Origin of the sequence: Streptomyces botrytidirepellens, from assembly GCF_003721215.1 — a bacterium.
GTDB lineage: Bacteria > Actinomycetota > Actinomycetes > Streptomycetales > Streptomycetaceae > Streptomyces > Streptomyces himastatinicus.
Genome location: NZ_RIBZ01000834.1, coordinates 1 through 18,049, shown reverse-complemented (window position 1 = coordinate 18,049; position 18,049 = coordinate 1). Strand labels below are relative to the sequence as shown.

Below are 18,049 nucleotides of genomic sequence, written 5' to 3'. Positions count from 1 at the left end.
GTCCCGCGCGGCGGGGCCGCGTGGGACCCGGCGGGGTCCAGGGGCGGGGGAGCCCGTCCCGTCCGCATCCGCATCCGCTTCCGACCCGCTTCCGTTCCGCCCCCCTCGCCTCTGGAGACCGTGAGATGAGCAACGCCACCGCCTCGACCATTCGCTGGGAGCAGGGCGACGACGGCGTCGTCACCCTTGTGCTCGACGACCCCGGCCAGTCCGCCAACACCATGAACGCCGCCTTCATCGCCTCCCTCGACGCGGTCGCCGACCGGCTGGAGGCGGAACAGGGGTCGATCCGCGGCGTCATCGTCACCTCCGCCAAGAAGACCTTCTTCGCGGGCGGCGACCTCAAGGACATGGTCACGCTGGGGCCCGACCAGGCCCAGCAGGCGTTCGAGACCAACCTGCGCATCAAGCGCGGACTGCGCCGCATCGAAACCCTCGGCAAGCCCGTCGTCGCCGCGATCAACGGCGCGGCGCTCGGCGGTGGTTTCGAGATCGCCCTCGCGTGTCACCACCGGGTCGCGCTCGACACCCCCGCGTCGCGGATCGGCTTTCCCGAGGTCACGCTCGGCCTGCTGCCGGGCAGCGGCGGGGTCGTCCGCTCGGTGCGGCTGCTCGGCGTGGCCGACGCGCTGCTCAAGGTGCTGCTCCAGGGCACCCGGTACGCCCCGCGCCGGGCGCTGGAGGCGGGGCTGGTGCACGAGGTCGTGGACACGCCGGAGGAGATGCTGGCCAGGGCGCGCGCCTTCATCGATGCCCACCCCGAGTCGCGGCAGCCCTGGGACGAGAAGGGGTACCGGATTCCCGGGGGCACCCCGGCGGACCCGAAGTTCGCGGTCAACCTGCCCGCCTTCCCCGCCAATCTGCGCAAGCAGCTGAACGGCGCCCCCTACCCGGCGCCGCGCAACATCCTCGCCGCCGCCGTCGAGGGCTCGCAGGTCGACTTCGAGACGGCGCAGACCATCGAGGCCCGGTACTTCACCGAACTGGTCGTCGGCCAGACCGCCAAGAACATGATCCAGGCGTTCTTCTTCGACCTCCAGGCGGTCAACTCCGGTGCCAACCGGCCACAGGGGATCGAACCGCGCACGGTCCGCAAGGTCGCGGTGCTGGGCGCCGGGATGATGGGCGCGGGCATCGCCTACGCCTGCGCCAAGGCCGGTATCGAGGTCGTCCTGAAGGACGTCTCCGACGAGGCGGCCGCCAAGGGCAAGGCGTACGCGGAAGGGCTGCTGGCCAAGGCGGTCGCCAAGGGCCGTACGAGCGAGGCCCGGCGCGACGCCCTGCTGGGCCTCATCACCCCGACCGCCGACCCGCGCGACCTCGCGGGCTGTGACGCCGTCATCGAGGCGGTCTTCGAGGACCCGGCGCTCAAGCACAAGGTCTTCCAGGAGATCGAGTCCATCGTCGAGCCCGATGCGCTGCTGTGCTCCAACACCTCCACCCTGCCGATCACGATGCTGGCGGAGGGGGTGCAGCGCGCCGGTGACTTCATCGGGCTGCACTTCTTCTCACCCGTCGACAAGATGCCGCTGGTCGAGATCATCAAGGGCGAGCGCACCGGGGAGGAGGCGCTGGCCCGCGCCTTCGACCTGGTGCGGCAGATCAGCAAGACCCCGATCGTCGTCAGCGACTCCCGCGGCTTCTTCACCTCGCGCGTCATCGGACACTTCATCAACGAGGGCGTGGCGATGGTCGGCGAGGGCATCGACCCGGCCTCGGTCGAACAGGCCGCGGCCCAGGCGGGCTATCCCGCCAAGGTGCTCTCCCTGATGGACGAGCTCACCCTGACCCTCCCGCGCAGGATCCGCGAGGAGACGCGGCGCGCGACGCTGGAGGCGGGCGGCGAGTGGCGGCCGCACCCGGCCGACGAGGTCATCGACCGCATGGTGGACGAATTCGGGCGCCCGGGGCGCAGCGGGGGAGCGGGCTTCTACGAGTACGACGCGGCCACCGGCAAGCGCCTGGGGCTGTGGCCGGGGCTGCGCGAACACTTCGGCACCACCCCCGACAACAGCATCCCCTTCGAGGACATGAAGGAGCGCATGCTCTTCCGCGAGGCCCTCGACACGGTGCGGCTGCTGGAGGAGGGCGTGCTGACGTCCGTCGCCGACGCCAACATCGGCTCGATCCTGGGCATCGGCTTCCCCGGCTGGACGGGCGGGGTGCTCCAGTACATCAACGGTTACGAGGGCGGCGTGGCGGGCTTCGTGGCCCGCGCCCGGGAGCTCGAGGCGGCGTACGGGGAGCGCTTCGCACCCTCGCCGCTCCTGCTGGAGAAGGCGGAGCGCGGCGAACGCTTCACGGATGAGCGGGCGGTGAGCTGACCGGGGCACGGGACCGGGGCGCCGATATCTGGCGAATATCGGCGCCCCGTTGGCGAGATATAGCCATGCATAAGCGCACGCCGAGCGGGTGGACTGTCCCCATGAGCAACACGAGCAACATGAACAGCATGGGCAACGACCACCCCGCCCCCACCGGCACCCTCTTCGTCCTGGTGCACGGCGCCTGGCACTCCTCCTGGCAGTGGGCGCCCACCCAGCGCGCCCTGGCCGGGCTCGGCGCGGTGAGCCTCGCCGTCGACCTGCCGGGGCACGGCTTCGACGCCCCGGTGCCCTCGGGCTATCACGCCCCCGGCCAGCCGGGTCTCGCGACCGAGAAGTCCGCGCTGGCCGGGCTGACCCTGGAGGAGTGCGCCGGGGCCGTCGTCTCGGCGCTGCGCGCGGTGCGCGGCCACCGGCGGGTCGTCCTGGTCTCGCACAGCGCTGGTGGCGTCTCCGCCTCCCTGGCCGCGGAGCAGGCTCCGGAACTGGTCGACGAGCTGGTCTATCTGTCGTCCGTCGTGCCCGCGGGACGCCCCCGCTTCGCCGACTACATGACGTCCCCGGAGCAGGCCGCGGCCACGCGCGGCCAGGGGCTGATGGTGGGCGACCCGGAGGCCATCGGCGCGTTCCGCATCAATCCGCTGTCCGCCGACCCGGAGTACGCGGAGGAGCTGCGGCGGGCCTACTACCACGACGTCCCCGCCGGGTCCTTCGCCCGCTGGCGCCACGCCCTGAGCCCCGACATGCCGTTCGCGATACCGACCACCCCGGTCGCCCTCACCCGGGAGCGGTGGGGCCGTATCCCGCGGACCTTCATCCGGTGCGCGGAGGACCGGGCCCTCACGCCCGCGGTGCAGGACCTGATGATCGCGGAGGCGGACGCGGCGATGCCGGACCAGCCGTTCACGGTGCGGACGCTGCCGGGCGGCCATTCGCCGTTCGCCGTACGCCCCGCCGAGCTGGCCGCCGCCCTCGTACAGAGCTGAGCGCACCCCCCACGAGGGCTCAGTCGGCGGCCATCCCGTACCAGGCGCGCAGCTCCTGCTTCATCGACCGCTGAAACGCGATCACCAGCGCCTGCACCACCAGCGGTTGCATGTCCGCCGACAGCGACTTCTTCGCCGCCACCCGCTCGGCCCCGCCGCCCGACTCCGGCTCCCGCTCCGGGCCCCACACCTCGTCGCGGAAGAGGCGGCCCAGCTCGCGGGCCACCGAGCGGCTGTGCTCCAGCACGACGGTGTGGGCCGCCAGGATCGTCTCCAGGTCGATGGGGACGTCCAGCAGCCGCAGGCCCAGGTGGAGCACTCCGGGGTCGACGCGGAAGACGTCCGGCCGGTCCGTGCGCTCCAGCGCGTGGAGGGCGGCCAGCCGGTCGACGTCCTCGTCCGACAGCTCGCGCCCCGCCCGCCGGGCCAGTTGTTCGCGGGTCGCCTCCTCGGGTGCCTCGGGCGCCCAGGAGGCGACGAGGGCGCGGTGGATGGCGAGGTCGTCCGCGCTCAGGTCCTCCGGGAGCTGCCGCAGATAGCGCTCGATGGCGGAGAGGGTCATGCCGTGGTGCTGCAACTCCTCGATCAGCGCCAGCCGCGACAGGTGCCCGGGCCCGTAGTGCCCCACCCGGCGCGGGCCGATGGCGGGCGGCGGGAGCAGTCCGCGGGTGCCGTAGAAGCGGATCGTACGGACGGTCACGCCGGCCCGGGCCGCCAGCTCGTCGACGGTGAGGGTCGGTTCCTCGCTGTCGGGGGTGCTCATGGGCGCGCCTCGCTCTCCGGTGTGCTGCCCGCTCAGGCGTATCAGTATTGCTGTCTCATCATCACTGTGAAACCTTGCGGCCTTATCCGATCGCACAGAGATCCGTCCGCACCGTTGACGCTCTCTTTACCCGGCCAATAGCGTGCATCGCTGTTCAGCTGTGTTGGTTTTCTTGCGAATATGTGAGGTGGGGTCGGATTGGGCACGGTACGCGGCAGATACGGCACACGACTGATCGCGGTGGCGGCTGCCATGGCCACCGCGCTCGGCGCCGCCCTCACCACGGCGGACAGCGCCGCCGGAAGAGCGCCGGACGCGGGCAAGTTCCCGGCGGATGTGCACAGTTACCTCGAGGACCCGGAGAAGACCGGTGAGGGCCAGGAGCCCCCGCACACCCGCCTGAAGCCCACCGGGCCGGACGCGGAGAAGTGGCAGCGCAGCCTCGACGGCAGCTGGCGGTTCGCCCTCGCCGACAAGCCCGAGGACGCGCCCGCGGGCTTCTGGAAGGAGGGCTACGACGCGTCCTCTTCCCAGGGATTCCAGCGCGTGAAGGTCCCGCACACCTGGCAGACCGACGACCTCGACCACCCGATCTTCCGCAACATCGACGGCGAGATCGTCCCCGAGAAACCCCCGAAGGTCCCGCGCGACGTCAACCCCACCGGGGCGTACCTGAGGGACGTCCAGGTGCCGAAGAGCTGGGACGGGCGGCGGCAGGTGCTCCGCTTCGACGGGATGACCTCCGCCGCGTTCGTCTGGGTCAACGGCCGCTACGTGGGCTACGACCAGGGCGGCTACGTCCCGGCCGAGTTCGACGTCACCGACTATCTACGGCCCGGCCACAACCGCGTCGCCGTCCAGGTGCACCGCTGGAGCGCGGGCTCGTACCTGGAGGACTACGACCAGTGGCGCTTCGCGGGCATCTTCCGCTCCGTGTCGCTGTACTCCACCCCCAAGACCCGGATGGAGGACGCGTACGTCACCACCGACCTCGACGCCGACTACCGGGACGCCACGCTGCGCACCGAGGTCGACATCGCGCGCGCCGAGGGCGGGACGAAGGGCAAGCAGCGGGTCACGGGAGTGCTGTACGACCCGCGCGGCCGCGAGGTGCGGCGGCTGTCCGCCGAGGAAGCGGACGGCAAGGCCGAGCTGACGGCACAGGTGAAGACCCCTGCCAAGTGGTCCGACGAGACGCCCAACCTGTACCAGCTGGTGCTGAAGTTGCGCGACGCCGACGGCAAGGTCACGCAGACCGCCCGGCAGAGCGTCGGGTTCCGCGAGGTCGAGGTCGAGGACAAGCAGCTCAAGCTCAACGGCAAGCGCATCCTCATCCGCGGCGTCAACCGCGCCGAGACCGACCCCACCACCGGCCGGTACGCCACCCGGGAGCGCATGGAGCAGGACGTACGGCTGATGAAGCGGCTGAACGTCAACGCGATCCGCACCTCCCACTACCCCTCGGATCCCTACCTCTACGAACTCGCCGACCGTGAGGGCATCCTCATCGACGACGAGATGGAGGTGGAGACCCACAGCTTCGAGAACTGCCCGGACGACTGCCTCGCCGAGAAGCCCGAGTGGCAGAAGGCGTTCCTCGAACGCCACCAGGGCATGGTCGAGCGCGACAAGAACCACCCCAGCGTCATCATGTGGGACACCGGCAACGAGGCCGGGCTCGGCAAGGCGCACTACGCCATGGCCGAGTGGACGAAGAAGAACGAGCCGACCCGGCCGCTGTACCACCAGCCCAACCGGCCCGACGGCGACGCTCCGTTCGCCGACATCGCGGGCCCGCGCTACCCCACACCCGCGAAGCTCGAAGAGAAGGCCAAGACCTTCACCAAGCCGATCGTGATGGGCGAATACGCCCACGCGATGGGCAACAGCCTCGGCAACTTCCGGGAGTTCTGGGAGGTCATGCGGAAATACCCCAACGCCCAGGGTGGCTTCATCTGGGACTGGGCCGAGCAGAACATCAAGCGCCCCCTGATCACCACCCCCGACTCCTCCGGCAACCGCGTCGCCGCGAGCCTGTCCGGCAAGCCGAAGGTGGTCGACGGGAACCACGGTAAGCACAACAAGGCGCTGTACCTGTCCGGTCTCGACGACTTCGTGGAGACCTACCGCGATCCGAAGCTCGACCTGACCGGCAAGGGGGTCACCCTCGACGCCCAGGTCAAGCCCGCTGAGGAGTTCACGGGCGACTTCACCATGGTCAGCAAGGGTGACCAGTACGTGCTGCGGATGAAGGACGCCGACACCCTGGAGTTCACGATCACCAGCGAGGGCAAGCCCCGCACGGTGACCGCGGACGTCCCCCAGGGCTGGACCGGCGCCTGGCACCGCGTCACCGGCACCTACGACGGCGGCGCGCTGCACCTCTACGTCGACGGCAAACAGCTCGCCGAGACGCCCTGGAGCGGCCGCATCGACTACACCGGCTACGATCTCGGCGTCGGCCGCAACGCCGACACGATGGAGGACGGCTACCCCGGACGCACCGCCAAGGGCACCATCGACCAGGTCCGCGTCTATGACACGGCCCTCGGCGCGGCGCGGCTCGCCGCCGGTGAGGACCCCAAGCGGGACGCCCTGATCGCCCTGGACTTCGACACCTTCCAGCGCAAGGGCGACTATCTGTCGTACGGCCTCTACGAGTCCGGCGTGGACGGCCTGGTCACCGCCGACCGCAAGCCGGAGCCGGAGACCGCCCAGCTCGCCTGGGTGCAGGCGCCGATCCGTCTCACCGACGCCGACGCCCGCGAGGGCAAGGTCAAGATCACCAACGAGCGCGTCTTCACCGGCACCTCCGACCTCAAACTGCGCTGGAAGGTCACCGAAGGCGCGAAGACCGTCGCGAGCGGCACCCGCGCCCTGAACGTCGGGCCGGACGCGAGCGAAGAGGTCCAGCTGCCCGCCCCGCCCGCGAACCCGGACGGCTACGAGCGCTACCTCACCGTCGAGGCGGTGACCGCCCACGACGCGAACTGGGCGAAGGCCGGACACGTGGTCTCCTTCGGGCAGTTCGCGGTCGGCGGGACGAAGGTCCCCGAGCCCGAGCGGGCGCGTAACGGCGACGCCAAGGCCACGTCCACGGTCAAGGGCGACACGGTCGAGGTCACCGGCCCGGACTTCCGCTACACCTTCGACAAGAAGAAGGGCACGCTCACCTCGATGCGCGCGGGCGGCCGCGAACTCCTCACCTCCGGCCCCGAACTCGACGTCTGGCGCGCCCCGATCAGCAACGAGCGCTCCGAATGGGGCACCGCCGAAGGCAAGCAGTGGCGCTCCCTCGGCCTCGACCGGCTGCGCGCCACCGTCATGGGCATGGACGTGACCCCGGGCGACGACGGCACGGTCACCGTCGCCTTCCACACCACCGTGACCCCGCCCGAGGCGACCAACGCGTCCTTCGACCAGACCATGACGTACCGCGTCGACGGCTCCGGAGAGATCGGCATCCGGCACCAGGTCCAGGCGCGCGACGAGGCGGCCAAGCTGTCGTACCTGCCGCGGGTGGGGATGAAGCTGAAGGTGCCGGAGCGGTACGACACGTTCCGGTGGTACGGCCGCGGCCCGGTCGAGAACTACAACGACCGCAAGGACGGCACGCCCATGGGCGTCTGGTCCTCCTCCGTCCAGGACCAGTACACCGAGTACCTCAAGCCCCAGGACCACGGCAACCACGACGACGTGCGCTGGGCCTCGCTCACCGACGGCCGCAGCGGCGGCCTGCTGGTCTCGGGCGACCTGGAGGTGGGCGCGAGCGCGTACGACGACCTCGACCGCGCCGCCTACCCTCACCTCCTGAAGCGCAACGAGGGCTGGAACACCCTGCACGCCGACCACGCCGTCACCGGCGTCGGCGACACCCCGAACCCGGTGCGCGACCAGTACCGGGTCAAGGCCGACAAGGCGTACGACTACACCCTCACGCTGCGTCCCCTGCCCGCGGACTGACAGCGACCGCCCCCAGCCGGTGCCCGGGCCGCGGCCCGGGCACCGGCGCGTTCTCCGGCGCGCGTCACGATGGAGGTATGAGCACCACACACCAGACCCCGCCGGAGCCGCCGCCCGTCGGCGGCATCCTGTGGTCCATCGCGGGTGACATACGCAGCGTCCTCGCCCTGCCCGCCGCCACGGCCATGCAGGTGGCGCACCCGGGCGTCGGCGCGGGCGTGGACCAGCACTCCGCCTTCCGCACCGACCCCTGGGGGCGCGGCGAGCGCTCCCTCCAGTCGGTCCAGCTGTGGGTGTACGGCGGGGAGCGGGCGGCGCGGGAGGGACGGCGGCTGCGGACGGCCCACGAACCGATCCGGGGCGTGGACGCGCACGGGCGCCCGTACCACGCGCTCGATCCCGCGCTCTACGCCTGGGTGCACGCCACCGCTTTCCCCGCCTACCTGCACGCACAGCGCTACCTGGGCCGCCGCCCGTTCACCGGGGCGGAGGAGCGGCAGCTCTACGCGGAGCTGCTCCGGGTCGGCCGGATCCTCGGCCTTCAGGACCGCGACATGCCGCGGACGGTCGAGGAGTTCTGGCCGTACTACCGGCGGGTGCTGCGCGAGGAGCTGGAGGCGACGGCCGTCGTACGGGAGCTCGTCGCGGCCGACGCGCCCCTGCCCCCGCCCGCCGCTCCGCTGCCGCGCGCCGCCTGGCCGCTGCTGCGCCCGCTGTTCAACCGCTTCCGGGCGTTCCTGACGGCGGGGCTGATGCCGCCCGACGCCCGCGAGGCGATCGGGCTGTCGTGGACGCCGGCGCGGGAGCGGCGGCTGCGCCGGTTCGGGCTGGCCGTGCGGGTGGTGGTGCCGCTGCTGCCGGAGCGGTGGCGGTACCTCCCGATCGCCCGCGAGGCCCGCCGGGCCGCCCGCCGCCGGACCACCTAGAAGGGGCCCGGCGGCCGACGCGACGTCACCGCTCGGAGTGCGCCGCCTGGATCTTCTGCCAGGACTTCGGCCGCACCGGCGCCTTCGCCGGGCTCAGCTCCGCCGCCCGGGCCTGCGTCGCCCCCGGCTTCGACGGGGTGAACAGCCAGGTGTCGAAGAGCGCGGCCAGCGGCTCGCCCGAGACCTTCTCGGCGTACGTGACGAAGTCCTTCACCGAGGCGTTGCCGTACCGATTCTTCGTCGTCCAGCCCTTCAGGATCGCGAAGAAGTCCTTGTCGCCGACGCGGTTCCGCAGCGCCTGGAGCGCCAGCGCGCCCCGGTCGTACACCGCCTCGTGGAACTGGTTCTCCGCGCCCGGGTTGCCCGGCTCGACCTTCCAGAACGGGTCGTCGGCCGGGTAGGAGTCGTACGTGTAGTCCGCCAGCTCCTGCGCCGTGCCCTCGCCCTCCTTCTCCGACCACAGCCACTGCGCGTAGCTCGCGAAGCCCTCGTTGATCCAGATGTCGCGCCAGTCCTTCACCGAGACGCTGTCGCCGAACCACTGGTGTGCCAGCTCGTGCACGACCACCGACACGTTCGAGCCCTTGGCGAACTTCTTCGGGCCGTAGAAGGACCGGGTCTGGGTCTCCAGGGCGAATCCGGCGGACACGTTCGGCACATAGCCGCCCAGCGCCTCGAAGGGGTACGGGCCGAAGACCGTGGACTCCCAGTCGGCGATCTCGGCCGTCCGCTCGATGCTGGCCCGCGCCGCGCCCGCGGTGTCCCCCAGGTCCTTGCTGTAGGCGTTGAGGACGGGCAGCCCGTTCGCGGTGGTGTCCGTCGTGATGTCGAACTTGCCGACCGCGAGCGTGGCCAGATAGGTGGCCTGCGGCTTGCTGGAGCGCCAGTTGTAGCGGGTCCAGCCCAGCTGCGAGCTGTTCGACGTCAGGACGCCGTTGCTGATGGCCTGCGTACCGTCCGGCACCGCGACCGAGACATCGTACGTGGCCTTGTCCAGCGGATGGTCGTTGCTCGGGAACCACCACCACGCCGACTCCGGCTCATTGGCCGCGACCCCGCCGTCCGGCGTCCGCTGCCAGCCCGTGAAGCCGCCCGCCTCGACCTTCGACGGCGTGCCGCTGTAGCGCACCACGACGGTGAAGGGGCGGCCGGAGTCGAGCGCCGCGGACGGGGTGATCTCCAGCTCGTGGTCGCCGGTCCTGGTGAACGCCGCCTTCTTGCCGCCCACCAGCACCTCGCGCACGTCGAGCGCGAAGTCGAGGTTGAAGCGGGACAGATCCTGCTTGGCCTTGGCGACGATCGTCGCCGTGCCCTCCAGGCGGTCCGTCTTCGGCTGGTACTTCAGCCGCAGGTCGTAGTGGGAGACGTCGTATCCGCCGTTGCCGTACGAGGGGTAGTAGGAGTCCCCGATGCCGGGCGCGCCGGGCGCCGGTTCGGCCGCCGACGCCGGGATCGCCAGCAGCAGGCAGGCCGCGGCCGCGCTCGGGACGATGAGTCTGTGGTGACGCACGAGTCCTCCAACTCGTAGGGGAGAACGATCACTCGCGACTCTATGTACTCCGTGTGCACACTTCCCGTCCATCGGTTATCTGACATGCAATCGACATCCAGCCGCCACAGGAGCCCCGCCGCGCCGTCCGCCCTCTTCTGTACAAGAGTTCACTCGCGCTAACGTCCGGCCCGTGCTGCTACGTAGGCGGAAACCCCGCATCCACTGGGCCAGGCACCTCGTTCCGGCGGTCACCGCACTGGTGGCCGCCACCCTCTTACCGCTGTCTCCCCTCGGCACCTCACCGGCCCACGCGGCCACGGTGCGGGAGAGCAGACCCGTGTACTCCTACGACGACGCCATACGCGAATCCGTATGGGTGGACACGAAGCTCGACGGCGACGCGGACGGCAGGACCGACCGGGTCGCCGTCGACATCGTGCGGCCGCGCGAAGCCGCCCGGCAGGGCCGTAAGGTTCCCGTGATCATGGACGCCAGTCCGTACTACTCCTGCTGCGGACGCGGCAACGAGAGCCAGATCAAGACCTATGACGCGAACGGCAAACCGGTCCTGTTCCCGCTCTTCTACGACAACTACTTCGTCCCGCGCGGCTATGCCACCGTCCTCGTCGACCTCGCCGGAACCAACCGCTCCGACGGCTGTGTCGACGTCGGCGGCCGCTCCGACATCCAGTCCGCCAAGGCCGTCGTCGACTGGCTGAACGGCCGCGCCACCGGATACAGCGCCGCGTCCGGCGGCAAGCCCGTCACGGCGTCCTGGAGCAACGGCCGCACCGGCATGATCGGCAAGAGCTACGACGGCACCATCGCCAACGGCGTCGCCGCCACCGGCGTCAAGGGCCTGAAGACCATCGTGCCCATCGGCGCCATCTCCTCCTGGTACGACTACTACTTCGCCAAGGGCGCGGCCCTCTTCGGCTCCGGTCCCGACGGGCTGGCCGGCGCCGTCGAGAGCGACGCCGCGCACGGGCGCTGCGACGCCGTACAGAAACGTCTCGTCGACGGTGCCCCGCGCAGCGGCGACTGGACGGGGCTGTGGAGCGCGCGCGACTACGTCCCCGACGCCCGCAAGGTGCGCGCCAGCGTCTTCGCCGTCCACGGGATGCAGGACCTCAACGTCCGCACCAAGCACCTCGGACAGTGGTGGAACGCGCTCGCCGACGCGGGCGTGGAGCGCAAGATCTGGCTCTCCCAGACCGGACACGTCGACCCGTTCGACTTCCGGCGCGGAACCTGGGTCAAGACGCTGCACCGCTGGTTCGACCACTACCTCCTCGGCATCGACAACGGCATCGAGCGCACCCCGATGGCCGACATCGAGCGCGCCCCCGACCAGTGGTCCACCGACCGTGTCTGGCCCCCGTCCGGTACGCGGCAGACCACCCTGCGCCCGGCCCCCGGGAAGACCCCCGGCGTCGGTGTCCTCGGCACCGAGCGGGCGCGGCCCGGCGCCACCGCGGCCTTCACCGACGACCCCCGGCTGAGCGAGAGCGACTGGGCCGCCGACATCGACCGGCCGACCGCGGCCAAGGCGGGCTTCAGCACGCCACCGCTCACCCGCGACCTGCGGCTGTCCGGCTCCGGCACCGTGACGGTCACCGCCACCCCGTCCACCACCAGCGCCCACCTGAGCGCGGTCCTGGTCGACCTCGGCCCGGACACCATCCGTGACTACGGCGCGGCGGGCGAAGGCATCGTCACCCTTGACGACCGCACCTGCTGGGGGAGCAGCACGGCGGGCGACAGCGCCTGCTTCAAGGTGACCGCGGCCGACACGGAGGCGGTCGACCACACCGTCTTCAGCCGCGGCTGGGCCGACCTCGGCCACCATGCCGACGCCCGCAAGGGCCGCCCGCTGACCCCCGGCAAGCCGTACACCATCACCCTCGACCTGGCCGCCACCGACCACGTCGTCCCGGCGGGCCACCGGCTGGGCCTGATCATCGCCGGTACGGACGCCGGACTCCTCGAACCGCCCACCACCACACCCCGGTTGACCCTCGACCTCAACCGCACCTCGGCCCGCCTCCCGCTGGCCGGCTCCCTGCGGGCCGAGGGCGCTGTGCCCGGGGCCGCCCCGTCCCCGGAGCGGCTGCGCGGCATCCGCACCCCGCACATCGAGTCGCCCCTGCCCCTGCGCTGACCCGACACCCGGTGAGGCCGCCCGCACCCGGGCGCCTCACCGGGCACCACCGCACCGCACCGTGACCCCAGGAGGTCCGCACCGTGTTCTCACCCGCACCCTTCGTCCGCACCGCCGTCACCTGCGGCGCGCTCGGCGCGCTGCTCACCGGATCGCTCCTGGCCGCGCCCGCCCGGGCCGAACCGGGGGCGCCGCCGCGTACCGGGTTCGAGACCAGCAAGGGTGCGCGCTGGACGACGCAGGACGAGGAGGCGGACTTCCTCGCGGCCGTCGACAAGGCCAGTGCGCGCGTGGCCGTCGACACCATCGGCGCCACCGCACAGGGCCGCCCCCTGAACCTGGTGCGGATCGGCGCCCCCGCGGCGCCCGCCGACGCCGCCCGGGCCGCCCGTGGCAACTCCCTGATGCTCATCTGCTCCCAGCACGGTGACGAGCCGTCAGGCCGCGAGGCGTGTCTGACCACCATCCGCGACCTCGCCTACGCCAAGGACCCGGGGACCCGCCGCTTCCTGGAGCGTACGAACGTCCTCGTCGTGCCCACGGCCAACCCCGACGGCCGGGCCGCCGACACCCGCGGCAACTCCGAGGGCACGGACATCAACCGCGACCACATCACGCTCGCCACCGCCGAGTCCCGCGCCATGGCGCGCGTCATCCGCGACTGGCGCCCGGACACCGTGTACGACCTGCACGAGTACGGGGCCACCGTCCCGTACTACATGAAGGACCTGCTGGCCCTGTGGCCGCGCAACCTCAACACCGCAACTGCCGTACACCGCGAGGCGCGTACCCTCTCGGACGCGTACGTGCGCCCGCACGCAGAGGCCGAGGGCTTCTCCACCGGCGTCTACGGCATCTGGACCGACCCGGAGACCGGCGAGCCGGTCAAGCAGGTGGCGGGCGACGGCCAGGAGCGGATCCTGCGGAACACGGCCGGGGCCAAGAACAGCGTCGGACAGCTCGTCGAGACCCGTGTCGACCCGCTCACCGACGCCGAGAAGGCCGACCCCGCCGTCAACAACAAGCGCCGGGTGGGCTCCCAACTCGCCGCCCTGGACGGCGCGTTCGACTTCGTGAAGGAGCGGCGTCCGCGGATCGAGGCCGCCACGACCGCGGCCCGGCTCGCCGGCTACGCGGACCACGGCCCGGTCTACCTCGGCGGCGCGGACAACGACCCGGCCGGGGAGGGCGACGTCCTCCAGGACCCGCCGTGCGGCTACCGGCTGGACGCCGCGCAGTACACCGACATACGGGATGAGCTGGCCCTTCACGGGATACGGACGCGGGCCCTCCGTGGCGCCGGACACGATGTCCTCGTACCGCTGCGGCAGCCGCTGCGCGCCCTCGTTCCGCTGCTGCTGGACGGCCGCGCAGCCTATCACCTCACTGCTGGTCAGCCCGTGAACACGTGCTGACACAACGGGAGTCGTATTGACATACGTATCCGACTACTGGGTAGCCGCATATTCGTTCCAGTAAACCCAGTGAAAACAAACACAGTGAAAGGTTCATGCGTGACGGAGACACAGAAGGACACGGGGGACGTAAGAAACGACCCTCCGGTCACGGCAGACCTTCCCGGTAGTCCCGACCCGACCCCGGCTCCCCGGACCGACCGCGTGGTGTTCGGCGTATCCGCCGGGCTCACCCTCGCGTTCGTGGTCTGGGGAGCCGTGTTCACCGGCGCGCTCGAGTCCGTCTCGGACAGCATGCTGTCCGGGCTGATCCACAACGGTGGCTGGGCGTTCATCCTCGCCGCCACCGGCTTCGTGATCTTCGCGCTGTGGCTGGCGATGAGCCGCTACGGCAAGATCACGCTCGGGAAGGAAGGCGAGGAGCCCGAGTTCAAGACTGTCTCATGGGTCGCGATGATGTTCAGCGCGGGCATGGGCATCGGCTTGATGTTCTACGGGGTGAGTGAGCCGCTGGCGCACTTCGTCACCCCGCCGCCCGGGACCGACCCCGGCAGCGCGGCCGAGAAGATGCAGGTCGCCATGTCCACGACGCTGTTCCACTGGACGCTCCACCCGTGGGCGATCTACGCGGTCGTGGGTCTCGCCATCGCGTACAGCACCTTCCGCCGCGGCCGCCGCCAGACCATCAGCGCCGTCTTCACCCCGCTGATCGGCAGCAGGCACGCCAACGGCGCGGGCGGCCGCGTCATCGACATCCTCGCGATCTTCGCCACCCTCTTCGGCTCCGCCGCGTCCCTCGGGCTCGGCGCGCTCCAGATCGGCAGTGGCATCGAGGTGCTCGGCTGGAAGAGCGACGTCGGCACCGGGCTGCTGGTCGCCGTGATCGCGGTGCTGACGGTCGCGTTCATCGCCTCCGCCGTGTCGGGTGTGGCCAAGGGCATCCAGTGGCTGTCCAACATCAACATGGTGCTGGCGCTGTTCCTGGCCGTGTTCGTCTTCGTGGCCGGTCCCACGATCATCATCCTCGACCTGCTCCCGACGTCCATCGGCTCCTACATCGGTGACCTGCCGCAGCTGGTCGGCCGCACCGAGGCGACCGGCGGCGACACCGTCGCGACCTGGCTGAGCGACTGGACCGTCTTCTACTGGGCCTGGTGGATCTCCTGGACGCCGTTCGTCGGCATGTTCATCGCGCGGATCAGCCGCGGCCGCACCATCCGGCAGTTCGTCGGCGGTGTGATCCTGGTGCCGAGCACCGTCAGCCTGATCTGGTTCGCGATCTTCGGTGGCTCGTCGATGAAGCTCCAGGCCGCCGGGAAGCTGGGCAAGGAGACCACGCCGGAGGGTCAGCTGTTCGGCGTGCTCGACCAGTACCCGATGGCGAGCGTCATGAGCGTCATCGTGATGATCCTCGTCGGCATCTTCTTCGTCTCCGGCGCGGACGCGGCCTCGATCGTCATGGGCACCCTCTCGCAGAAGGGCTCCTTCGAGCCGAGCCGCTTCGTCGTCATCTTCTGGGGCGTCGTCACGGGCGCCGTCGCGGCCGTCATGCTGCTCGTCGGCGGCGGCGGTGACGACGCGCTCACCGGCTTGCAGAACCTGACGATCCTGGTGGCCGCACCCTTCACCCTGGTGATGGTCGGCCTGTGTTGGGCCCTGCTGAAGGACCTGCGCCGCGACCCGCTGATCGTGCGTGGCGAGAAGGGCGAGGAAGCGGTCGAGATGGCCGTCATCGCCGGACACGAGAAGTACGACGGCGAGTTCGAGATCCGGATCGGCCCGGCCGCTCCCGCCGAGAACATCGACGGCGCCGCCGGGACGGGCGAGGCCGAGACCTCGACCGCGGACAGCGCGAAGAACGGTGCGGGCGAGGACCGGGTCTCCACGGGCGAGACCCGCTAGCCCTCCCCGTCCCACCCACGCGGTGGGACGACGCCTTCTCGCCGGACCCCCGCCCCCGGTCTCCCGGGGCAGCGGGGCTCCGGCGAGAGGCGGTTCCGGCCCCTCGCCGGGAGCCCGGCCTGATCGACAAGACACCCCCTGGGCGGGTCGCGGTGACGCTGCCCCGATGGGGGAATACTTGGGGCATGACCTCCGAGTACGCCACCTTCGGGCTGGTACCGGCCATGCGCGCCGGCGGCGTCCTGTCCGACGGCGCGTACCAAATGCACCGCGACTTCCTGGACTTCGAGGTGAACGGCAGACCCCTGCTGCCGCGCCTCGCCGACCTCGACGCCGTCTCCCCGCTCGCCTCCGACCTCGGCCCCACCGTCTTCGCCGAGCAGGTCCACAGGCTCCTGCTGGAGACCGAGCCACCGCTCGACGGCGGACGGCACGTCATCTACGGCTGCCCCGAATGCGAAGGGCTGGCCTGCGGCGCGGTCACCGCCGTCATCGAACGGGACGGGCCCGACATCGTCTGGCGGGACTTCCTCTGGCAGACCGACCGGACCACCCCCGACCCCGAACGCGACGGCTACCACGGCATCGGCCCCTACCGCTTCCACGGCGACCAATACCGCGCCGAACTGACCCGGCTGCTGCACACCGCCGATGCCCACGACCTCTCCGCCGACCGCCGCGTCCTCCTCATCGGCCGACGCGCCGCCCTCCTCGCCAAGCTCGCCGCCGCGCTGCGGCGCACCGGGCTCGGCGCCGAGATCACCCTCGACGCGGTCGGCGCCCACGCGGGCGAACTCCGCCGCTACGCTGTGGTGTTCTTCGGCCGGACGATCCGTCAGGACGAGCGCGACGCCGTACGGGACGCCTTCGCGAAGGCCCGCTCCGACGCCGTGTTCATCACCGGCCTCGCCCCCATCGTTCCCCTGCTCGTCGCCCAGGTCGAACAGGCCCTGGACCGCACCCCGCCGGACCGCCGCCGCCTGGTCCGGCTCGCCGCGCGGGGTGGCGAAGCGCTCGTCGAGGTCGCCTCCGAGTGCCGCGTCCGCCTTGCCGCCCACCGCCTGGACCGCCTCTCCCGCCCCCACACCCTCGACGTCCACGACGCCCCCCTGCCCCCGGGCGTCCACCGCCTGCCCCTTCCCCCGAAGGCGGCCCGAGGCGAGTCCTTCCTGGTGGCCCGCACGACGGACACGGTCCTGACGGCAGCGACAGCGCGGTAGGTGTGGGTGCCGGTGCCGGTGCCGGTGCCGGTGCCCGTGCGGGTGCGGGTGCGGGTGCGGGTGCGGGTGCGGGGGTGGTGTGTGGTGGGTGCGGGGGCCGGGGCCTCCGGGGCAGGGCCCTGGACCGTCTATTTACGGCGCCGCAGCTCGGAAGCGTGAAGTGGCCGTTTGACGACCGGCGCCACAAATACACGTGGTGTCCAGGACCCCACCCCTGCGACCCCGACCCCCTCCCCGCCGTTGCCGACCGCGGCCCACCGGCCGCCATGCCCCGGTTAAAATCGGGCGCCTTATGACTGCCACTCTCGTCGCCAAGGATCTGGCCGCCGGACACGGTGACCGCCCCCTCTTCTCCGGGCTCGACCTCGTCGTCGCGCCGGGCGAGGTCATCGGCCTCGTCGGGGTCAACGGAGCCGGGAAGTCGACCCTGCTGCGGTTGCTGGCCGGGCTCACCGACCCCGAACAGGGCACCATCCGGATCAGCCCGCCGCACGCCACGGTCGGCCACCTTCCGCAGGAGCCCGAGCGGCGGGAGGGGGAGAGCGTACGGGCGTTTCTGGCCCGCCGTACCGGCGTGGCCGCCGCGCAGGCCGACCTCGACGCCACCACCGAGGCGCTCGCGGACGGCGCCCCGGGCGCGGACGACGCGTACGCCGTCGCCCTGGAGCGCTGGCTGTCGCTCGGCGCGGCCGACCTCGACGAACGTGCCGACGAGGTCGCCGCCTCCCTCGGGCTCGACATCTCGCTCGACCGTCCCATGACCGCCCTCTCCGGCGGCCAGGCGGCCCGCGCCGGTCTCGCCTCGCTGCTGCTGAGCCGGTACGACGTCTTCCTGCTCGACGAGCCGACGAACGACCTCGACCTCGACGGCCTCCAGCGCCTCGAAACCTTCGTCAA

Annotated in this window: 11 protein-coding genes; 9 read left to right on the top strand and 2 right to left on the bottom strand. The window is 71.3% G+C overall.

The features are described from left to right. Positions 1–125 precede the first annotated feature (125 nt). Positions 126–2,324 (top strand): 3-hydroxyacyl-CoA dehydrogenase NAD-binding domain-containing protein, encoded by a 2,199-nt coding sequence (locus tag EEJ42_RS43345; RefSeq protein WP_123107626.1) that lies wholly within the window; start codon positions 126–128, stop codon positions 2,322–2,324. Between the two features lie 101 nt (positions 2,325–2,425). Next, the gene (locus EEJ42_RS43340; protein WP_246097757.1) at positions 2,426–3,310 is read left to right on the top strand and encodes an alpha/beta fold hydrolase; all 885 of its coding nucleotides are present in this window, start codon (positions 2,426–2,428) and stop codon (positions 3,308–3,310) included. A gap of 19 nt (positions 3,311–3,329) precedes the next feature. Here the strand turns inward: EEJ42_RS43340 and EEJ42_RS43335 are convergent, their stop codons facing one another. Continuing rightward, positions 3,330–4,073, bottom strand: a complete 744-nt coding sequence (locus EEJ42_RS43335) for a MerR family transcriptional regulator (RefSeq protein ID WP_123107625.1) — start codon at positions 4,071–4,073, stop codon at positions 3,330–3,332. 198 nt (positions 4,074–4,271) lie between these two features. On the opposite strand from EEJ42_RS43335, the gene EEJ42_RS43330 reads away from it, so the two are divergent. Then, on the top strand, positions 4,272–8,036 hold the full coding sequence (locus EEJ42_RS43330) for a glycoside hydrolase family 2 TIM barrel-domain containing protein (RefSeq protein ID WP_246097755.1): 3,765 nt from the start codon (positions 4,272–4,274) through the stop codon (positions 8,034–8,036). A gap of 77 nt (positions 8,037–8,113) precedes the next feature. Further along, positions 8,114–8,962 carry an oxygenase MpaB family protein gene (locus tag EEJ42_RS43325; RefSeq protein ID WP_123107624.1) on the top strand — a complete coding sequence of 283 codons (849 nt, stop codon included), beginning with the start codon at positions 8,114–8,116 and terminating at the stop codon, positions 8,960–8,962. Positions 8,963–8,987: 25 nt separating this feature from the next. Here the strand turns inward: EEJ42_RS43325 and EEJ42_RS43320 are convergent, their stop codons facing one another. Further along, a complete protein-coding gene (locus tag EEJ42_RS43320) occupies positions 8,988–10,472 on the bottom strand; it encodes a M1 family metallopeptidase (protein ID WP_123107623.1) in 1,485 nt (494 codons plus the stop codon). Positions 10,473–10,644: 172 nt separating this feature from the next. On the opposite strand from EEJ42_RS43320, the gene EEJ42_RS43315 reads away from it, so the two are divergent. From EEJ42_RS43315 to EEJ42_RS43295, 5 genes are all read left to right on the top strand, one after another. Continuing rightward, entirely contained in the window at positions 10,645–12,615 is a 1,971-nt protein-coding gene (locus tag EEJ42_RS43315) for a Xaa-Pro dipeptidyl-peptidase (protein WP_246097753.1), read from the top strand. Between the two features lie 83 nt (positions 12,616–12,698). Then, positions 12,699–14,030, top strand: coding sequence for a M14 family metallopeptidase (locus tag EEJ42_RS43310; RefSeq protein ID WP_123107622.1), 1,332 nt, complete (start codon positions 12,699–12,701; stop codon positions 14,028–14,030). 99 nt (positions 14,031–14,129) lie between these two features. Beyond that, complete coding sequence (locus tag EEJ42_RS43305) at positions 14,130–15,932, top strand: BCCT family transporter (RefSeq protein WP_123107621.1); 1,803 nt, start codon at positions 14,130–14,132, stop codon at positions 15,930–15,932. Positions 15,933–16,117: 185 nt separating this feature from the next. After that, positions 16,118–17,152: an oxidoreductase gene (locus EEJ42_RS43300; protein WP_123107620.1), complete on the top strand. Its 1,035-nt coding sequence runs from the start codon at positions 16,118–16,120 to the stop codon at positions 17,150–17,152. Between the two features lie 292 nt (positions 17,153–17,444). Beyond that, positions 17,445–18,049: ATP-binding cassette domain-containing protein (locus EEJ42_RS43295; protein ID WP_148082218.1), on the top strand; the 605-nt coding region annotated here is incomplete at its 3' end.

Excerpts from the sequence above, each read along its gene's own strand:
- EEJ42_RS43345 (WP_123107626.1), top strand. The coding sequence starts at position 126 with ATGAGCAACGCCACCGCCTCGACCATTCGCTGGGAGCAGGGCGACGAC.
- EEJ42_RS43340 (WP_246097757.1), top strand. The coding sequence starts at position 2,426 with ATGAGCAACACGAGCAACATGAACAGCATGGGCAACGACCACCCCGCC.
- EEJ42_RS43335 (WP_123107625.1), bottom strand. The coding sequence starts at position 4,073 with ATGAGCACCCCCGACAGCGAGGAACCGACCCTCACCGTCGACGAGCTG.
- EEJ42_RS43325 (WP_123107624.1), top strand. The coding sequence starts at position 8,114 with ATGAGCACCACACACCAGACCCCGCCGGAGCCGCCGCCCGTCGGCGGC.
- EEJ42_RS43300 (WP_123107620.1), top strand. The coding sequence starts at position 16,118 with ATGACCTCCGAGTACGCCACCTTCGGGCTGGTACCGGCCATGCGCGCC.